At 33.6% G+C, this 20,937-nt stretch carries 16 protein-coding genes; 6 read left to right on the top strand and 10 right to left on the bottom strand.

The window, feature by feature from the left end; genetic code table 11:
* Positions 1–205: 205 nt before the first annotated feature.
* The 9 genes from KI230_RS00890 to mupG form a co-directional block, all read right to left on the bottom strand.
* Entirely contained in the window at positions 206–1,318 is a 1,113-nt protein-coding gene (locus tag KI230_RS00890) for an RES family NAD+ phosphorylase (RefSeq protein ID WP_000686460.1), read from the bottom strand.
* On the bottom strand, positions 1,305–2,228 hold the full coding sequence (locus tag KI230_RS00885; protein WP_000291765.1) for a sce7725 family protein: 924 nt from the start codon (positions 2,226–2,228) through the stop codon (positions 1,305–1,307). Before KI230_RS00885 ends, KI230_RS00890 begins: the two co-directional genes overlap by 14 nt.
* Position 2,229: 1 nt before the next feature.
* Entirely contained in the window at positions 2,230–3,072 is an 843-nt protein-coding gene (locus KI230_RS00880) for a sce7726 family protein (RefSeq protein ID WP_000370334.1), read from the bottom strand.
* A gap of 204 nt (positions 3,073–3,276) precedes the next feature.
* Complete coding sequence (locus KI230_RS00875; protein ID WP_214958300.1) at positions 3,277–6,066, bottom strand: type I restriction endonuclease subunit R; 2,790 nt, start codon at positions 6,064–6,066, stop codon at positions 3,277–3,279.
* A gap of 178 nt (positions 6,067–6,244) precedes the next feature.
* Positions 6,245–7,099: a hypothetical protein gene (locus KI230_RS00870; RefSeq protein ID WP_000422380.1), complete on the bottom strand. Its 855-nt coding sequence runs from the start codon at positions 7,097–7,099 to the stop codon at positions 6,245–6,247.
* A 223-nt stretch (positions 7,100–7,322) separates the two neighbouring features.
* Positions 7,323–8,198: a pentose phosphate pathway transcriptional regulator RpiRB gene (gene rpiRb, locus KI230_RS00865; protein ID WP_000181832.1), complete on the bottom strand. Its 876-nt coding sequence runs from the start codon at positions 8,196–8,198 to the stop codon at positions 7,323–7,325.
* Positions 8,199–8,200: 2 nt separating this feature from the next.
* On the bottom strand, positions 8,201–9,655 hold the full coding sequence (locus KI230_RS00860; protein ID WP_031590257.1) for a PTS transporter subunit EIIC: 1,455 nt from the start codon (positions 9,653–9,655) through the stop codon (positions 8,201–8,203).
* Positions 9,656–9,666: 11 nt separating this feature from the next.
* Positions 9,667–10,563 carry an N-acetylmuramic acid 6-phosphate etherase gene (gene murQ / locus KI230_RS00855; protein ID WP_000432020.1) on the bottom strand — a complete coding sequence of 299 codons (897 nt, stop codon included), beginning with the start codon at positions 10,561–10,563 and terminating at the stop codon, positions 9,667–9,669.
* Positions 10,563–11,618, bottom strand: a complete 1,056-nt coding sequence (gene mupG / locus KI230_RS00850) for a 6-phospho-N-acetylmuramidase (RefSeq protein WP_000145564.1) — start codon at positions 11,616–11,618, stop codon at positions 10,563–10,565. The genes murQ and mupG overlap by 1 nt, the downstream gene beginning before the upstream one ends.
* Positions 11,619–12,207: 589 nt before the next feature.
* Here mupG and ptsG point away from each other — a divergent pair.
* Complete coding sequence (gene ptsG, locus KI230_RS00845) at positions 12,208–14,253, top strand: glucose-specific PTS transporter subunit IIBC (protein ID WP_214958299.1); 2,046 nt, start codon at positions 12,208–12,210, stop codon at positions 14,251–14,253.
* Here ptsG and KI230_RS00840 read toward each other — a convergent pair.
* The gene (locus KI230_RS00840; protein WP_000979526.1) at positions 14,232–14,333 is read right to left on the bottom strand and encodes a hypothetical protein; all 102 of its coding nucleotides are present in this window, start codon (positions 14,331–14,333) and stop codon (positions 14,232–14,234) included. The genes ptsG and KI230_RS00840 overlap by 22 nt on opposite strands.
* Positions 14,334–14,525: 192 nt before the next feature.
* Between KI230_RS00840 and KI230_RS00835 the strand changes: the two genes are divergently transcribed.
* The 5 genes from KI230_RS00835 (at position 14,526) to argC (ending at position 20,928) form a co-directional block, all read left to right on the top strand.
* Positions 14,526–16,166: an alpha-keto acid decarboxylase family protein gene (locus tag KI230_RS00835; RefSeq protein WP_000813531.1), complete on the top strand. Its 1,641-nt coding sequence runs from the start codon at positions 14,526–14,528 to the stop codon at positions 16,164–16,166.
* 66 nt (positions 16,167–16,232) lie between these two features.
* Positions 16,233–16,790 (top strand): isochorismatase family protein, encoded by a 558-nt coding sequence (locus tag KI230_RS00830; RefSeq protein WP_001566877.1) that lies wholly within the window; start codon positions 16,233–16,235, stop codon positions 16,788–16,790.
* Between the two features lie 275 nt (positions 16,791–17,065).
* Positions 17,066–18,421, top strand: coding sequence for a branched-chain amino acid transport system II carrier protein BrnQ1 (gene brnQ1, locus KI230_RS00825; protein WP_000728169.1), 1,356 nt, complete (start codon positions 17,066–17,068; stop codon positions 18,419–18,421).
* 252 nt (positions 18,422–18,673) lie between these two features.
* Complete coding sequence (rocD, locus tag KI230_RS00820; protein WP_001084436.1) at positions 18,674–19,858, top strand: ornithine--oxo-acid transaminase; 1,185 nt, start codon at positions 18,674–18,676, stop codon at positions 19,856–19,858.
* A 38-nt stretch (positions 19,859–19,896) separates the two neighbouring features.
* Complete coding sequence (gene argC, locus KI230_RS00815; RefSeq protein WP_000598479.1) at positions 19,897–20,928, top strand: N-acetyl-gamma-glutamyl-phosphate reductase; 1,032 nt, start codon at positions 19,897–19,899, stop codon at positions 20,926–20,928.
* Positions 20,929–20,937: the final 9 nt, after the last annotated feature.

Here is a 20,937-nt window from a genome sequence, read left to right as displayed (position 1 = left end):
ATGTGTTATGTTAGATGACTTTGTCATACTAACTATATTGTGCTAAGTTAGGGCTCGGCACCATATCAAGTTTTAAGTGCCTTGCCATGATTTAAGGGTCACACCCATACTCTGGGCATTTTGACGCCAGAATAAATCCCCCGCCACTATGTGAAGTGCGGGGGATTATTTATATTTTATTAGAATATTCAGATTTTCGAGTGTGTCAACTTAGCTTAGTCAATGTATATTTAACATCACTTACTCTTTTTCTTTCATAATTAACACATTCAAATAAATTTTGATCAAAAAACACAAAGTTAAAAGTACCATCTTGCAATATGCTCTCATACATTATCCCGTCATATTTAAGGCTTCGAATATAATCAGCTAAATATTGAAATGGCAAATAATCTATTCCTTGTTCATCGCTTGGATTTGTTATTCCTTTATGAATCTTTTTTAATGTTTGGTGATTTACAAAATACTTTCTAAATCCATCATCGCCAGCTTTGATTGCATTACTAGTTAAATTAGTTAAATTCGCAATTTTCAATTTCTCTTTTGTAACGTTTTTTTGTAACTTAACCTTACCTATATAAATAATGTCATTATGCTTAGGTTTAACTTCTTCTATACTGACCTGTTCTTTTGTACTAAGGTATAATACGCTTATCCATTTAGAATTCAATCTTCCTGCCGTTGCAAATCCCTTTGGTGGTGACATTAGTTCACTTTTCTCTGTAATGAACTTAACTATTCTAGATCTATATAATGGTTCAAATCTTTCTCTAAATTCCTCAATACTATAGTAATTAGTAGTGATATCGAGAAAGAACGCTAAATTCTCTAAATTGATCATATTATTATGAAATCTATTTTTATACTTCAAGCTCTCACAAAATCCATCCCAGTCATTATTTGCTACAATTAGATTTTCATTTGTATATTTTTTATCTTTAATGATTTTAGCGCTTACTAAACCTTCCAACACCCGTCTATCTATATTTTCATCATCTTTAAAAAGTTCATTTAAAATACAACTTATTTGAGCTTCTTCAACATTAAATATACTCCAATCATCTTTTAATGCTGTTTCAATTTTTTTACCTTCTTTTTGGCTAAAAGTATCTGGTAAATTTATACTAATATCATATAATTCTAACGCTGGTCTTAAATAATCTCTAATCTGCTCTAATTTATCTATGTGTCGAGTCGTATCAAATATTTTAACACCAAGATGATCGTTATCAATATCACAATTGTCAAATTTGCTATTATCATTTACAATGATTTCTACGATTTCAGTATTATTAAAACATTTTTCACATATTTTCATTTTGAGACTCCAAGTATCTATTCATAATTTCTAGATGATGCATGATAGATAACCTTTTAATTAAACCTAATCCTGGATACTTATTATTTTCATTTAATTCTTCAAATTGTCCGATTGCATAAGATCTATTTTTATTATCTAAGTTTTTAGACCAAGTTACTAATTTATCTACAGCCTCAAAAAACTTTTTAGCTGGATTTAATCTATCGTTATTAGAATCAGAGACAAAATGTTTAACTCTTAACTCATTAGCCTCATCAAAATAGACAATATGTATCGCAATAGCTAATGGCGAAAAGCCACCGTCTACATATTCTCCACCTATAACAGAATAGTCTGAAAATGCTACGTATCCATCTTCCTTATAATAAAGGTGATCGTCGCTATAAAACTCGTCATCATTATCTAAATAATCAACATTACGACTTAGTTTATTAAAAGGATCCATAATGATGCCTTTGTTTGGAATATTACGCAATTTACGTTTAATGTGTCTATCATCTGGTACAAAAACCATTTCAAGTTTATTTTTATCTCCAAACATTTCCCAGTCATCTACACTTGTTAAAATAGCTAAACTATTACTTGAAAATTGCTGTTTCAACCTATCATCGCCTTCATCAGAAGGACCCAAGTAAGCTTTTTGAATAACACTTTTGTTTTTTGTTATTATTTCGCTTAAGTCTTCAACAGTTTCGTTACTAATCTCTTCTTCAGTTAACTTCGAATTTACTACTAAATTTATACGAAATTCTTTTTCACCACAATATTTCAAAACATTTTTAAACGTGGTTGTATACTTAATCGGTTCAATTATAGGTTGAATACAATCACCAATCAAACCTTTCTCTAACAATTCTCTAATTGCAAATAGTTCATTTTGTTTCCCACGCAAATAAGGATAATACATATTAATCCTCCTTAAGAAAATGATATAGTTTATTTTTATCTTTCTTTGTCATTTTTGCGAAATATAACAAGAACTTAATTTCAGCCGGCGCTGCTAAAAATTCATCTTTGTATTCTTTCATGTTGCCTCTTTTTTTCAACTCAGAAATCATATTGTTATGCAGTTTCGTCATTGGTATTTCTTTAAACACGTCAAATAACACATCATACTCTGTGAAATCATTATAAGTTGGCACATCCATATGATTTTGTGCAATAACTCTTTTTCTTTCTTCTTTTCGTAAAAAGTTATACATCGCTTTTGTGTTTAAGAGACTATTGTTTTCTTTAGGTTTTTGAACTTCACTCAGTGTATTTCTAGTTGTTAACACTAAAATTCCAACTGTTGTATCTTTGTATCTAGCCATAACTTTATTCAGATGTTTGTCATTTGTAATAACTACTACATAATTAAACACTTCATAATAATCATTAATTTGATTATCTAATCTATCCAGCTTATCTAATTCTGTTTTAATCTCATAGACAACGCCTTTGCCGTTTAACAATATAAAATCAGCAATACTTTTCCCTATGGGCATCTCAGAAAGTGCAGTAGTTGTATTAATAGAATGTCGTCCTAGAAGGAGTTTATTAAGTATTGTGTTTTTGTAAAAATATTCGTTACGATAAGACTTTTTAAGATAATTATATAAAGATTTCATCTTCTGTATTACATTGATATTTTTAGGTCCCTGTATATAAAAATCATATGCCTCATCAACAACATCACTTTTATTTTTGATTGCAATTTGATGTAATATCTTTTGACTAAAAACACGATTAATCATATTTCTATTATCCATAGCTACGCACCTCCTTCAACATACATTTAATACTTATCCTGTTAATATTATAAACTATTTTAAATGCCTATAGACATTATTTCTATACGCATACGATGATAAAATTGTATTGAAACCAAGTGATGATTGCCAAATACATGATAACTTACAAAAGATAGAAAATAATAATGCCCCCTACACTAATCTAGCGAGGGGGCTGAATCATTACACACCGTATTTTTCAGTTGTTTCTGCCACGAAAGATTCAATGGCTTTTCTTGCTTTACGTTTTTCTTTCAATGGCAAATCACCAATCATTTTTTTAAGGTGATGTGGGTTTACAACACCACTATACTGGTAGTCATTTGAAATTGTTTTTAGGGCTTGTTCATCGATAGATCTCTCTCCAGCAAATCCTTTGAACTCCGCTTCTTTTTTAATACTTTCGAAATTGACATATTCTTGATCGATATCATCATCCTTATTTAAAGAGGGTACAACATTGTCTATGAATTCTCTAATTAGATCTCGTTTTAACCTCAATGTCGGATCATCTGCATGATCTAAAATACGTCTAATTTGTTCTTGGTTACGACGTTGTTCCGCCTTGTCTTCAAGATCAATTTGTCTCAATATGTTCATAATATAATTCACATTAATCGTATCATTACGCATCATTTCTATTTCGAAATCAATATCATTTAAAATGGATACTTTATTTTTCTCAGCCGTCGCTCTTTTTACTTGATCGTACACAGCTAAATATTTACTTTTATAGTCTTCATTCTCTTGTTCATCCATTCCAATTTCATCAATTGTAAACTCAAACTCGTCAAATGCTTTTAAACGTAATATTATTTTAGCTAATAAACGATAAGCTTCAACAAAGCGCTTTAGCTCTTCTTCATCTTGAATGTCATCAACCATGTGTGGTGTCGGCACAATCATTTTAAGCTCACGATAAGCGTCCATAAATTCTTTTTTATACTCTTCATAACTACGCATTAAAATTGTATCCGTATCATTTGTTTGTGAGAATACTCTCAGTGCATCGTCTGTCTCTTTTTTCAAGTCACGATAGTTTACAATTTTACCAAATGGCTTTGATTCTTTTTCAACCCTATTTGTACGTGAATACGCTTGAATTAAATCATGATACATTAAACTCTTATCAACATATAAAGTGTTCAGTACTTTACTATCAAAACCAGTTAAGAACATATTAACAACGATTAAGATATCAATTTTACTATCTTTAACGCCCTTTTTAACGTTTTTTGAAATATGATTAAAATACTCATTAGTCGTGTCTGTTGAAAAATTCGTCTCGAACTTTTTATTATAATCGCTAATCATTATCTCTAATTTTTCACGTGAATGATATGGCACTTCACCATCACGATCATCTTCATTAGGTTTAAACGTAAATATACCAGCTACCGTTAATGGTTGTTCCAACTTTTTGTTAAGTCGCTTAAATGTCTCATAATATTTAATAAGCGCGTGAATACTTTGGACTGTAAATATACTTGAATATTGACGATTACGTGTATATTTATCATGATTATTGATGATATGTCGTGTTACTAATTCCACACGTTTATCCGCTAACCATACTTCTTCCGTATCAATTGCTTCAACCATGCTGTTATCTTCTGCTTTTAAAGCTTTATTTTTAAAAGTATTAATATAGTCAACTGAGAAACCAAGTACATTACCATCATGAATGGCATCTCTAATTAAATACGTATGTAAGCATCTACCGAAAATATCTGCAGTTGTTCTACCATCTTGACTACTATTTTCTGGAAAACGTGGCGTACCAGTGAATCCAAAGTATTGGGCATTTTTGAAATGTTGTTTAACTAGACGATGCATGTCACCAAATTGACTGCGATGACACTCATCAATAATAAATACAACTTTATTCGTTTTATACTGTTCTAATAAATGGGCATTCCCTTGAATCGCTTTAGCCATTTTTTGAATCGTCGTTACAATAAGTGGCAAACTTTTATCATTTAGTTGGCGTACCAGTTGCGAGGTATTAAAAGTTTTGTCTACAGCACCCTTAGCAAATTTATTAAATTCCTCTTCTGTTTGACTATCCAAGTCTTTACGGTCAACCAAAAAGATAACTTTCTTAATGTCATCTTGCTGTGATAAAATCTGACTCGCTTTAAAAGAAGTCAACGTCTTACCACTTCCAGTTGTATGCCATACATATCCATTATTCCCTGTCTCAGTCGCTTGTTGAATAAGTGCTTCTACCGCATACACTTGATACGGACGCATTGCCATCAGTATTCTATCTGTTTCATTAATAATCATATAGCGCGATATCATCTTAGCTAATTGACAGGGTCTCATAAACGACTCAGCAAATGATTGTAATGTATTGATTCGGTTATTCTGTTTATCACTCCAATAAAACATGTGACTCTTCAATAGTTCGCTATCATTATTAGAAAAGTATCGCGTTTCAACACCATTACTAATGATAAACATTTGTATGTAGCGGAATAAGCCTGTGTAATTTTGTTTGCGGTAACGTTTTACTTGGTTAAACGCCTCATTAATATCAATACCTCGACGTTTCAATTCAACTTGGACAAGGGGTAGTCCGTTGATTAATATCGTTACATCATAACGTGCTTTATATGTATCCTCGACAGATACTTGATTCGTCACTTGAAACTTATTTTTACACCAACTTTTCGTATCTAAAAACGACAAATAAATCTCAGACTCATCATCACGTCTAAGTGGTAATTTATCACGTAAAATACGGGCACTCTCGAAAATACTTTTCCCATCAATCATCGTTAACAGACGTTGAAATTCTTTATCTGTTAAGGGATTGCCTTCTAATTTGTCCGCATGACGCTCATTTAAAATCGTTCTAAAATTATCAAGCAATTGCTTATTATCACGTATCGTTACTCTTTCGTAACCCAATTGTTCAAGTTGATTCATCATTTCATTTTCTAATGCGTATTCACTTTGGTATACCATTCATATCCCCTTCCATACACTTTCTATTGCTCTAAATATATCATAAACTTTAATGAAAAATGTTTGTTTTTTATCTTCAAACGTAAATTTATTCTAATTTTATTGTCTTATCTTTTAATATTTGTCTTTGAGGTAAGTCGTATACTAAAAACACCAACACACACTATCCTTTATATTTTTATACTTCTATGCCAGAGTTCAACTTTTGAATATATTGTGTCCTCAATTGTTTGTTCTCTGTATATATTTTATTGAATATGATTGATTGAAAAACAAAAGTGAAAATGTACATAACAATTGGAATAAAAGCATTATACATGTCATTATCAAAATAGGATAAAGAAAAAATAAATAAAATGAACACTATCGGCATTGTAAAACGACATAAAATAATAGACCAATTATTTATAAAAAGCCAACTTCTTATTAAGTTTTTTCTATTTAGCGTAATGATATGGAATATTTTGTCGTTTTTATTTTGATAAAAACTTTCAACTTTTTCATAGTGTCCATATATGGTTTGATTTAGGTCAATTATTTTGTAGTTTGATCCAGGTTCGTAAAGGTCATTATTGCCAACTTTAAAACAATCTTTAATTAATGTACTTTCTTTATTTACAACAAACCTATAGGGATGTATGTAATCACAATTTCCACACATTTTATATAATTGAAATCTATTAACAATCGCTAAATAATTTCGGTAAGTTGAAATAGCTATAAATAAGATTAATCCATAACTTATGACTATTAATAAAAACCATATTGTATTAATAAATTCACTATGAGGTCTCTCTAGCAGTTTAATATATATTTTATAATTCAAGAATCCTAAAAGAAAATACATTGGTAACACTGTGCCAATCATAATAATTGCCCTATCGAATATTCTATATTTGTTTTCAGTATTAATGATTTTTGAATACCAACTTTTTAACTCAGGAAATATTACAGACGTGAAAATTGTTAGCGATAAAGTAACAATTATCTTATTGTTTTCTTTTACAAAATTAATCATCTCGTTAAGTTCCAAATTAATTCCCCCATTAATAACAGCATTTAATTTCCATCTATGAAAAAAGCAAAGCTCAAATCTGAACTTTGCTTTAATTTGTCACGCCTTTATCATTTTCAAAATAGCCTCTATGCCAGTTTTACAAACTTGTAGCAACAATTTTTCATCAAGCAACTGAATCACATCAAAAACTTCAATTGTTTACGTTGCAACTAACTTTATGTTAGAACGCACACAATATCTAATGTTTAAAATCTATCGTCGCAAGATGCTTCCTGTAATTATCAAGTGCCATTTTCGATTGGGTTATACAATCTAGAATCGCATGATAATTTAATGCTACAAATCGATAGTACAATATATCTACCGTGAATAACTGTGCAAATAGTGACGTTGTAGCCGCCATACGCATTTCATTTTCATCAGTTCTGCCATAAATCAATGCATAGTCTGCAATTTGAGCCACTGGATTATTAGCTGTACTAGATATAGTTATGATGGGAATACTGTAATGTGTGGCCACCTGTGCAATTGACTGCAATTCACTATGACTACCTTGATTCGTCACAAAAATCATGCAATCTCTATCATCATGCGTCGCAAATGTTGACACAAGTAAATGCGTTTCATGTAATAACCTGACATTTAAGCCAATACGAGATAACTTTTGAAAAAGATCACCAATAGTCAAACTCGATGCGCCAAATCCAAATAAAAATATTGTCCTGGCATTTTTCAACACATCACAAATTGCATCAATTTGCGCATCCATAATATTAGTAGCTACAAATCGCATCGTATTCGTTGCTCTAGCAATCATTTTATTTTTCAAAGTTTCTACAGATTCATTTTCAATCAATTCTAAATGTGGATTGGTTGCAATATCTTCGGGTAAGTATCGAGATATCGCAATCTTTAGCTCTTGAAAACCTTGATGTGTCATTTTCCGACTAAATCTAACAATTGATGCTGTACTAACATTCGTAACATCTGCCAAATCATTCACAGTCATATCAATGATTTTATGTGGATTCTTTAAAATGTAATCAGCGATTATCTTTTCTGTCTTCGTAAAATCACTCAACTGCTTATCAATGCGATATAAAATATTTGTCATCATTAATCACCCAACAAATCTGTCTGTCGCATCGCCTTTGTCGTTCCAAATAAATATGTACAAACGAATCCACCAGCATACGCAGCAAGTAATCCTGCAATATAACCTAAATACATATTATCTGAGATTAATGGTAATAGTGACACACCACTTGGGCCTATTGCTTTGGCACCAATATGTCCAATTCCACCTATTACAGCGCCACCAATACCACCACCAATACAAGCAGTTAAGAAAGGTCGACCTAATGGCAAAGTCACACCATAGATTAATGGTTCTCCGATACCTAGGAAACCAACTGGCAATGCACCTTTTAAAGTATTACGTAATGTTGTGTTGCGTTTACATCTTACCCAAAGTGCTAATGCGGCACCTACTTGTCCAGCACCAGCCATCGCTGCAATTGGCAATAAGTAAGTAGCACCTGATTGGTTAATCATTTCTATATGAATTGGCGTAAAAATATGATGAAGCCCTAACATAACTAACGGTAGGAAGCTTGCACCAATGATAAATCCACTAAATACGCCACCAATACTAATAATTCCGTTAACTACTGAAACTAAACTGTCTGAAACAAAACCTGCTAATGGCATAAAGATAAAGATAGTTAATAGTCCTACAATCAACAATGCAATAGTCGGCGTTACAATAATATCAATCGCATTTGGCACAATTTTATGTAATCTCTTTTCGACAATACTTAAAATCCAAACGGCAAAAATAACGCCAATAATCCCACCTTGTCCAGGTTGCAATGGTTCTCCAGTGAAGACATTCATTAAAATATTTTTACCAGCAATACCCGTTAATAACGTTGTACCACCAATCACGCCACCAAGTCCTGGTGTCGCACCAAATTCTTTAGCCGCATTAATACCAGTGAAAATAGCTAAGTATGCTAACATACCGTCTTTAATGACATTGAATACTGTTATAAGTTGCGTAATCCAAGCACCTGAAATATAGCCTGCCACCATTAAGTTACTCAGTACTGCTGCAATACCACCAATTAATCCAGCTCCAATAAATGCAGGAATCAACGGTATAAAGATATTGGCAATTGATTTCAATACTTTATTCAACTTACCATTCTTTTGTTTTGCTTTATGCGCTTCCTTATTCGCCTTTGCTTTATCAGCTGCATATGATTTATAGTCCATTTTTTCACTATCATTGTGATGGTGTGGTATTGGGTCACCTAGTTTAACACCACTTAATTCCGCCATATGATTAGCCACTTTATTGACTGTACCAGGTCCAACCACAACTTGAATGCGTTCATCGTGTATAACACCCATGACACCATCAATATGCCTTAGTTCTTGGTCATCTACTTTATTCTCATCTAATACTTTAATACGCACACGTGTCATACAGTTCATGACACTATCTATATTATCCATACTACCTACTGCAGCAATAATTCGTTCTGCAAGTTGTTGTTCTTTGGTCATTTAAATCCCTCCTAAGGTTGTCTATCTCTGATTGCTCGTTTAACAATGTCACCATTGTTTAATAACCGTCTTGTTGCTTCTTCCTTAGAAATGCCACACATACCCATAACTGTCGCAACTTTCACATCATGCTCAGATACCTGATATAACGCCATTGCTTCATCATATGTGATAGCACATATTTCTTGAATAATACGCACTGAACGGTCGATCAGTTTTTGATTGGTTGCTTTAACATCAATCATGAGGTTATCGTAAACTTTTCCGACACCAACCATTGTGATGGTTGAAATCATATTTAAAATTAACTTTTGTGCTGTACCAGACTTTAAACGCGTTGAACCAGTTAATACTTCTGGACCAACTTTAACTTCTACTGGATACTGCGCAATTTCACTTATAACTGCATATTCATTGCATGAAATAGATACTGTTGTAGCACCGATTGTGTTAGCAAATGTTAAACCGCCTATAACATATGGCGTTTTGCCACTCGCGGCAATTCCTATAACGACATCTTTTGATGTTAAATCTATATTTTTCAAATCTTCTTCCGCTAATTTTTTGTGATCTTCCGCACCTTCTACAGCCATCGTCATAGCATGTTGTCCACCAGCAATAATACCTATAATTTCATGAGGGTCAGTATTGAATGTAGGTACACACTCCGCTGCATCTAAGACACCCAATCTTCCACTTGTACCTGCACCGATATAAATCAATCGTCCACCCTTTTTATACTGTGCAATTGTTTTTTTAATTACTTTTGTCAATTGTGGTATTGCCTTTCGAACTGCTAACGGGACTTGCTGATCTTCTTTATTCATCGTAATTAAAGCCTCTTCCACAGTCATTTCATCAAGATGCATCGTCGCTTCATTACGCGCTTCGGTCGTACTATTTTCCATCACTTCTTACACTCCCTAGTTTTTTGAAAATCAAATGTATCATTCGGCTCGATACAACTTAACAGTGGTAAGTCTTCTTTAATAATTTGTGCAACAACATTCACATTGTCATGTGCACTAAGCGTTTGTCTCACAATTTGCATTTCACCTTGATAACGTCCGTTATTCAAATTATCAACGGTTACTGAACCAATGCGTCGTTGCGTCGTAAACTGTGGTTGAATCGAATGTGGACATATTTGTCTTGACGTTTCCGAACGAATGACATTTTCCGGATTATCCGGGCGTACTTTATGACACATATCGAAAAGGTAAGTCACTGTCGTATCAAACACTTCTTCAATACATAACGTGAAATGCCTATGCTTGCAAAAATCTATAAGTTGTTTTGCCTGCCTCATTTCAATCAATGGGTCTCCAACTAACACTTCAGATACACCAGTTTCTTGTAATAATTTAGCTGCAACTACAGGATGACTATGTCTCGTTGCTTCAATTGTTGGCAAGCCTTTATGCAAAGGACCTCGCAAACCACTCCCTACAATAAAACCATATATTTGTGCCTTTGGATTAAATTGATAAATGAGTTCATTTTTCTTATTGACCAAGTCAACAGATAATCCCGTATCTGGTCTTGGATAATAGTTATGACAAAATGAAAGTAATGTAAAATCATTCAATTGTTGATGTAAGCTTGTTAACAATTCCCGGGAAATAATACTTGCATTCAAACAGCACTTTAAACCCTGTGCCATTATCGCTTCGATTGCCTCAATTGATGTACTATGATCGATACGAATCATAAATTGTGCATCATATTGTCGAAGATGCTCATAAAAAGATGGTGTTAAAATAGATGGATTAGCATCTATGAGGTAAGTCACTTGTTCATGTTTTAATAAATTGAGTAGTTTTGTGAAATAATGATATTTTGTCTCGTCATCTTCTTCTGGTATTTGTACAGATGTAAAAATCATTTGGTAACCTTGTTTAATCATTCGCTTAATATACGCTTCATCTAAAGGTTGTCCTAAATACACTGAAAAGCCTGTCAAAGTAGCCCTCCTTAACAATATAATTATTAGGAAAATATAGTTGAGTTGTGTAATCGCTTACATTTTACTATAAGAGAAAACACATTACAATATTAATCAGTTAAAGCCTGTTCATTGTAATAATCTTACATATTTCTGTCACAAGTTAATTATTACACCATCAAAGATTATCCTTTCTTTTAAGTGCTGATAATAGCTGCTACTGCTGAATTATTACAACAACTTTTATACATTTTATTCAGGATTATCTTATATTATGTTTTAATAATAATCTGTGAACAATTAAGAGAGAGATTTGAAATTGAATTTAATAATTGTATTGAAAACGCATACTTCACCATGCTAAAATAGGAGTCGCAAACAAATAAGATTCAATAAGATGTGATGGTAAGCTAGATAAACTAACGTATCAGTTTTATATACTACTTAGTCAATTGCTTCTTTTACATTAATTACATACACCAACGTGTTACTAAGTAAGATTAGGCATGAGTTAAATTAAGCTGTGATGGTTACCAACACAGTCTATTTGCTCGTGTCTTTTTTTATTGAATCTTAAATAATAAATACAACTTTGGAGGTTGGACAAGTGAGGAAGAAACTTTTCGGTCAATTGCAACGTATTGGTAAAGCGCTAATGTTACCTGTTGCGATTTTACCAGCAGCTGGTCTGTTATTAGCTATCGGTACAGCTATGCAAGGTGAATCATTACAACACTACTTGCCGTTTATACAAAATGGTGGCGTACAAACTGTCGCTAAATTAATGACAGGTGCTGGTGGTATCATTTTTGATAACTTGCCTATGATTTTCGCATTAGGTGTCGCAATCGGATTAGCTGGCGGTGATGGCGTAGCAGCTATCGCAGCATTCGTCGGTTACATAATCATGAACAAAACAATGGGCGACTTTTTACAAGTTACACCTAAGAATATTGGTGATCCAGCGAGTGGTTACGCTAGCATTTTAGGTATCCCAACATTACAAACAGGTGTGTTCGGCGGTATTATAATCGGGGCCCTGGCAGCTTGGTGTTATAACAAGTTCTATAACATTAACTTACCATCTTATTTAGGTTTCTTCGCTGGTAAGCGTTTCGTACCTATTATGATGGCTACAACATCATTTATTTTAGCATTCCCAATGGCATTAATTTGGCCAACGATTCAATCAGGATTAAATGCATTCAGTACAGGATTATTAGATTCAAATACTGGTGTTGCCGTATTCTTATTTGGTTTCATCAAGCGTTTATTAATTCCATTCGGTCTACATCACATTTTCCACGCACCGTTCTGGTTCGAGTTTGGTTCATGGAAAAATGCAGCTGGTGAAATTATTCACGGTGACCAACGTATCTTTATCGAACAAATTCGTGAAGGCGCACATTTGACAGCTGGTAAATTCATGCAAGGTGAATTCCCTGTTATGATGTTCGGTTTACCTGCAGCAGCTTTAGCAATTTATCACACAGCTAAACCTGAAAATAAGAAAGTAGTAGCAGGTTTAATGGGTTCTGCTGCTTTAACATCATTCTTAACTGGTATTACAGAACCATTAGAATTCTCATTCTTATTTGTAGCACCATTATTATTCTTTATTCACGCAGTACTTGATGGTTTATCATTCTTAACATTGTACTTATTAGATCTTCATCTAGGTTATACATTCTCAGGTGGTTTCATCGACTACTTCTTACTCGGTATACTACCTAATAAGACACAATGGTGGTTAGTTATTCCTGTAGGTCTTGTATACGCAGTTATTTACTACTTCGTATTCCGATTCTTAATTGTAAAATTAAAATACAAAACACCAGGTCGTGAAGATAAACAATCACAAGCGGCTACTGCTTCAGCAACTGAATTACCATATGCAGTATTAGAAGCTATGGGTGGTAAAGCAAACATTAAACATTTAGACGCTTGTATCACACGTCTACGTGTTGAAGTTAACGACAAATCTAAAGTTGATGTTCCTGGTTTGAAAGATTTAGGTGCATCCGGTGTATTAGAAGTCGGCAATAATATGCAAGCGATTTTTGGTCCAAAATCTGACCAAATCAAACATGAAATGCAACAGATTATGAATGGTCAAGTAGTAGAAAACCCTACTACTATGGAAGACGATAAAGACGAAACTGTTGTTGTTGCAGAAGATAAATCTGCAACTAGCGAATTGAGCCATATCGTGCATGCACCATTAACTGGTGAAGTAACACCATTATCAAAAGTGCCTGATCAAGTGTTCAGCGAAAAAATGATGGGTGACGGTATCGCTATTAAACCTTCACAAGGTGAAGTTCGTGCACCATTCAACGGTAAAGTACAAATGATTTTCCCAACAAAACATGCAATTGGTCTTGTATCAGATAGTGGTTTAGAACTATTAATCCACATCGGTTTAGACACTGTTAAATTAAACGGAGAAGGCTTTACTTTACATGTTGAGGAAGGTCAAGAAGTTAAACAAGGTGATTTATTAATCAACTTTGATTTAGACTACATCCGCAATCATGCAAAGAGTGATATTACGCCTATTATCGTGACACAAGGAAACATTACAAACCTTGATTTTAAACAAGGTGAACATGGCAACATTTCATTTGGCGATCAATTATTTGAAGCTAAATAATGCTTACTATAAACAGGTGCGTATACCTTCATAAGGTGACGCGCCTGTTTTTTCTTTGCTATTGTATTTTGCAGCATCATTGATAGTTCGCTCTCCCCTTAAATTTTGAATTTTAAGATCATCAATTAAAGCCCCCCTTCATACTCATTTCCTAAAAAATATTAATTGTTCACTATTGTTAGCGTTTTCACAACAAAGTCAACTTCCTTGACCTTACACTATATTCGAGGCTATCATTTTAAGTGTAAATATAGAGAAAAGGTGGTTTTTTTATGAAACAACGCATTGGAGCTTACTTAATTGACGCTATTCATCGAGCAGGCGTCGATAAAATTTTTGGTGTTCCTGGTGATTTTAATCTCGCTTTTCTAGACGATATTATCAGCAATCCCAATGTAGATTGGGTAGGAAATACAAATGAATTAAACGCAAGTTACGCAGCGGACGGTTATGCCCGTCTTAATGGACTCGCTGCATTAGTTACTACATTTGGTGTTGGCGAATTAAGTGCCGTCAACGGTATCGCAGGTTCATATGCTGAACGCATACCTGTCATTGCGATTACAGGTGCGCCGACACGTGCTGTTGAACATGCCGGTAAATATGTACATCACTCACTTGGTGAAGGTACATTTGACGACTACCGAAAAATGTTTGCACATATAACCGTTGCACAAGGTTATATCACACCTGAAAATGCAACAACCGAAATACCACGTTTAATTAATACAGCAATCGCCGAAAGACGCCCAGTTCATTTACATTTACCAATCGATGTCGCAATCTCTGAAATTGAGATACCGACACCATTTGAAGTAACGGCAGCCAAAGATACGGATGCATCAACATATATAGAGTTATTAACATCTAAATTGCATCAATCGAAGCAGCCTATCATCATTACTGGACATGAAATTAACAGTTTTCACCTTCATCAAGAATTAGAAGATTTTGTAAATCAAACACAGATACCAGTAGCACAACTTTCATTAGGAAAAGGTGCTTTTAATGAGGAAAATCCATATTATATGGGTATTTACGATGGGAAAATTGCCGAAGATAAAATACGAGATTATGTGGACAACAGCGATTTAATTTTAAATATTGGAGCCAAATTAACAGATTCAGCAACAGCAGGTTTTTCATACCAATTCAATATCGATGATGTCGTTATGTTAAATCATCACAATATCAAAATTGACGATGTTACAAATGATGAAATATCTCTACCATCATTGTTAAAACAGTTATCCAATATTTCACATACGAATAACGCAACGTTCCCTGCGTATCATCGTCCAACATCACCCGATTATACAGTTGGCACAGAACCATTAACACAACAAACTTATTTTAAAATGATGCAAAATTTCTTAAAACCAAATGATGTCATTATTGCTGATCAAGGTACATCATTCTTTGGTGCTTATGATTTAGCATTATACAAAAACAATACTTTTATAGGGCAACCGTTATGGGGTTCTATCGGCTATACATTACCTGCAACATTAGGTTCACAATTAGCAGACAAAGATCGTCGTAACTTATTATTAATTGGTGATGGCTCATTGCAACTAACTGTTCAAGCTATTTCAACTATGATTAGACAGCATATTAAACCGGTATTATTTGTGATTAATAATGACGGCTATACGGTAGAACGACTTATTCACGGCATGTATGAACCTTATAATGAAATTCACATGTGGGATTATAAAGCTTTACCAGCTGTATTTGGTGGTAAAAATGTTGAAATTCATGACGTTGAATCATCAAAAGATTTACAAGACACGTTTAATGCAATTAATGGTCATCCCGATGTGATGCATTTTGTCGAAGTCAAAATGTCTGTCGAAGACGCACCGAAGAAACTCATCGATATCGCTAAAGCTTTTTCACAACAAAATAAATAATTTCATCGTAAACAGGGTATAAGTTTAAGCGAATACTTTATTAAACGAAAAGGACTCTGATATAAGATGATTAATTTTAATAAAACCGCTTTAGTGTTAATCGACCTGCAAGAAGGTATACTTAAGATGGATTATGCGCCACATACAGCTGAAAATGTCGTTCAAAACGCTAATAAATTAATAGATGTTTTTAGAAAAAACAATGGCTTTATCGCTTTTGTTCGCGTGAATTTCTATGATGGTAAAGATGTATTGCAACCAAATGCAATGATCTCATTACCACCAAAAGAAGGCGACGACTACAGTCGTTTCCATCATTTATTAGACAAGAGAGATGACGATTTTGTCATAGACAAACGACATTTTAGTGCATTTGTAGGAACAGATTTGGACTTACAATTGCGACGTCGAGGAATTGATACGATTGTTCTTGGTGGTGTCGCAACGCATATTGGCGTAGATACGACAGCGCGAGATGCCTATCAATTAAACTACAATCAGTTTTTTGTTACAGATATGATGAGTGCACAAAACGAAACGCTACATCAATTTCCAATAGATAATGTATTCCCATTGATGGGACAAACAATAACTACAAACGACTTTCTAAATGTATTGAACTAAACATATACTTCCCCCCTTCAATCATGTTGAGGGGGATCTTTATTTCACAAAGTATTAATACGTCGGGTTGTCTAACCTTCTATATTTAACATATTCTATATCTGTTAAATCGTTCTTAACTTACGCCCCTACTACATAAAAAACAGTATTTATTCCGGAATTTTCAAAAAATTTAGTATTTATTGCAAAATTATGTATCACTTTATGTTTAATTTTTGATATTATCTTAATTAAGTAGATTTTTATAAGTTCTAAAAAGGAGAACAAATACATATATGAAGAAGAAACTAACATTTAAAGAAAACATGTTTATAGGTTCTATGTTATTTGGTTTATTCTTTGGTGCCGGCAATCTTATCTTCCCAATACACTTGGGTCAAGCTGCTGGTTCTAACGTTTTTATCGCTAACTTAGGATTTTTAATTACAGCAATTGGCTTACCATTTCTAGGTATCATTGCTATTGGCATTTCAAAGACATCTGGTTTATTTGAAATTGCATCGCGTGTTAATAAAACATATGCTTACATTTTCACGATTGCCTTATATCTAGTTATCGGACCATTTTTCGCCTTACCTAGACTGGCAACGACATCATTTGAAATTGCATTTTCGCCATTTTTATCACCAAAGCAAATCACTTTATATTTATTTATTTTTAGCTTCGTCTTCTTTGTGATTGCATGGTTTTTTGCGAGAAAGCCATCAAGAATTTTAGAATATATCGGTAAATTTTTAAATCCGGTATTCTTAGTATTATTAGCAATTATTTTATTATTTGCTTTTATCCATCCATTAGGTGGCATATCTGATGCACCTATTAGTAAACAATATCAATCACATGCCTTATTTAACGGCTTTTTAGATGGATACAATACCTTAGATGCGCTAGCGTCATTGGCATTTGGTATCATCATTGTTGCAACGATTAAAAAGTTAGGTATCGAAAATCCAACTGATATCGCTAAAGAAACAATTAAGTCTGGTACTATCAGTATCATTATGATGGGGATCATTTATACCCTACTAGCAATCATGGGTACATTAAGTATTGGTCATTTCAAACTTAGTGAAAATGGTGGTATTGCCTTAGCGCAAATTACGCAATACTACTTAGGTAACTACGGTATCGTCCTGTTGTCACTTATCGTTATGGTTGCTTGTTTAAAAACAGCCATCGGTTTGATTACGGCATTTTCAGAAACATTCGAACACCTTTTCCCTAAAATGAATTACCTAGCGATTGCAACAGTTGTAAGCTTTATTTCGTTCTTATTCGCGAATGTTGGTTTAACTAAGATTATTATGTACTCAGTCCCAGTGTTAATGTTCTTATATCCATTAGCAATTGCCTTGATTGTACTAACATTATTTAGTAGCAAATTCCATCATTCAAAAATTATTTATCAATGTACCATTTTCTTTACAATGATTGCTGCATTAGTAGATGGATTAAAAGCTAGTCCAGAGTTCATTTCAAGCACATCATTCTCACAAACTTTGATTAATTTCAGCCAAAAATATTTACCATTATCAGACATTGGTATGGGCTGGGTTGTTCTCAGTTTGATTGGTTTCATTATCGGCTTCATTATTTTTAAAATTAAGCATCGTAAAATTCCACAAGCATAATACTATGCCACAGTCATATGTTAAACATATGCTTGTGGCATTTTTTATTCATACTACATTAAACTGCAATCGTATACATACATATCAATGATTATCCACAAAAAATATTAGTACTTTCATTTTACAAATCACATTAATACAAACACAACCTTATCTTTATATTATTAAATTTACATTTGACACTTATATTGAACAACTGTAATATATTAATATTAATTCTTTAAATTGTATAAATATAAAGGAGGGAGACCGATGAATTCAATCATTGAATTAACTGATTATTATAGCTCTAATAATTATGCACCACTTAAGCTTGTCATTTCTAAAGGTAAAGGTGTCAAAGTTTGGGATACTGATGGCAAACAATATATAGATTGCATTTCGGGTTTTTCAGTTGCAAACCAAGGCCATTGTCATCCAACAATTGTTAAAGCGATGACAGAACAAGCTTCAAAGTTGTCTATCATTTCACGTGTCCTTTATAGTGACAATCTCGGGAAATGGGAAGAAAAAATTTGTCATCTTGCTAAGAAAGACAAAGTACTCCCCCTTAACTCTGGTACTGAAGCTGTTGAAGCAGCCATTAAAATTGCTAGAAAATGGGGCTCTGAAGTTAAAGGCATTACTGACGGACAAGTTGAAATCATCGCTATGAATAACAATTTTCACGGTCGTACACTTGGCTCATTATCACTATCTAACCACGACGCATATAAAGCAGGATTTCACCCCCTACTTCAAGGCACTACAACAGTAGATTTTGGAGACATTGAACAATTAACACAAGCTATTTCACCGAATACAGCAGCAATTATTTTGGAACCAATTCAAGGTGAAGGTGGCGTTAATATACCACCGAAAGGATATATTCAAGCTGTGCGTCAACTATGTGATAAACATCAAATATTATTGATTGCAGATGAAATTCAAGTTGGTCTTGGTAGAACTGGGAAATGGTTTGCTATGGAATGGGAGCAAGTTGTTCCAGACATTTATATTTTAGGTAAGGCATTGGGTGGCGGCTTATACCCTGTATCTGCTGTACTTGCAAATAATGATGTCATGCGTGTTCTAACACCAGGTACACATGGTTCGACATTTGGTGGTAACCCTTTAGCCATTGCAATATCGACGGCAGCGCTTGATGTACTTAAAGATGAACAACTGGTTGAACGATCAGAACGCTTAGGTTCATTTTTATTAAAAGCGTTGCTACAACTTAAACATCCTAGTATTAAAGAAATTAGAGGTCGTGGTTTATTTATAGGCATAGAGCTTAACACAGATGCTGCACCTTTTGTGGATCAACTGATTCAACGTGGAATCTTATGCAAAGACACGCATCGTACTATCATTCGATTGTCTCCACCTCTAGTCATTGATAAAGAGGAAATCCATCAAATTGTTGCAGCTTTTCAAGACGTTTTTAAAAATTAACAATTAATCATTTATATATGACATAGGAGGGATTCATGATGATTAAAGTAGGTATCGTTGGCGGTAGCGGTTATGGCGCAATTGAATTAATTCGATTGTTACAAACACATCCTCATGTAACGATTGCACACATCTACTCACATTCAAAAGTAGATGAACCGTTGAAATTAACATTTCCACATTTACAACATATTATACAACATTTCGAAGCACTTACAGTGGACAATAATGACTGTGATGTAATTTTCTTTGCGACACCAGCACCCGTAAGTAAAACATGTATCCCTCCCTTAGTAGAAAAAGGTATTCATGTTATCGATTTATCTGGCGCATTTAGAATTAAGAATCGTGAAATATATGAAGCATATTACAAAGAAACTGCTGCAGCACAAGATGATTTGAATCATGCTATTTACAGCATTTCAGAATGGCAATCGTTTGATAACAATGGAACGAAGCTCATTTCTAATCCTGGCTGTTTCCCTACAGCAACATTATTAGCATTACATCCACTTATTAGCGAAAAAATAGTAGATTTGTCATCTATTATTATTGATGCTAAGACCGGCGTGTCAGGTGCTGGTCGTTCATTATCACAACGTGTTCATTTTTCAGAAATGAATGAAAATCTAAGCGCTTATGCAATCGGAAACCATAAACACAAACCGGAAATCGAGCAATATTTATCTATCATTGCGGGTCAAGATGTATCAGTCATATTTACACCACATCTCGTACCAATGACACGAGGTATTTTATCAACAATATATGTCAAATTATCATCTGAATATACGACTGAATCATTACATAAATTAATGACCTCTTATTATGCTAATCAGCCATTTGTCAGAATTAGAGATATTGGGACTTTTCCAACCACAAAAGAAGTACTCGGTAGTAACTACTGCGATATCGGCATCTATGTAGATGAAACAACGCAAACAGCAATTTTAGTATCAGTGATTGATAACCTTGTCAAAGGCGCAAGTGGGCAAGCCATTCAAAATTTAAATATATTATATGATTTTGAAGTGACGACTGGCCTAAATCAATCACCAGTTTATCCATAAGGGGTGTTA

This window comes from Staphylococcus sp. MZ3 (genome assembly GCF_018622755.1).
Taxonomy (GTDB): Bacteria; Bacillota; Bacilli; order Staphylococcales; family Staphylococcaceae; genus Staphylococcus; species Staphylococcus aureus.
This window is presented reverse-complemented; position numbering and strand designations above follow the sequence as displayed.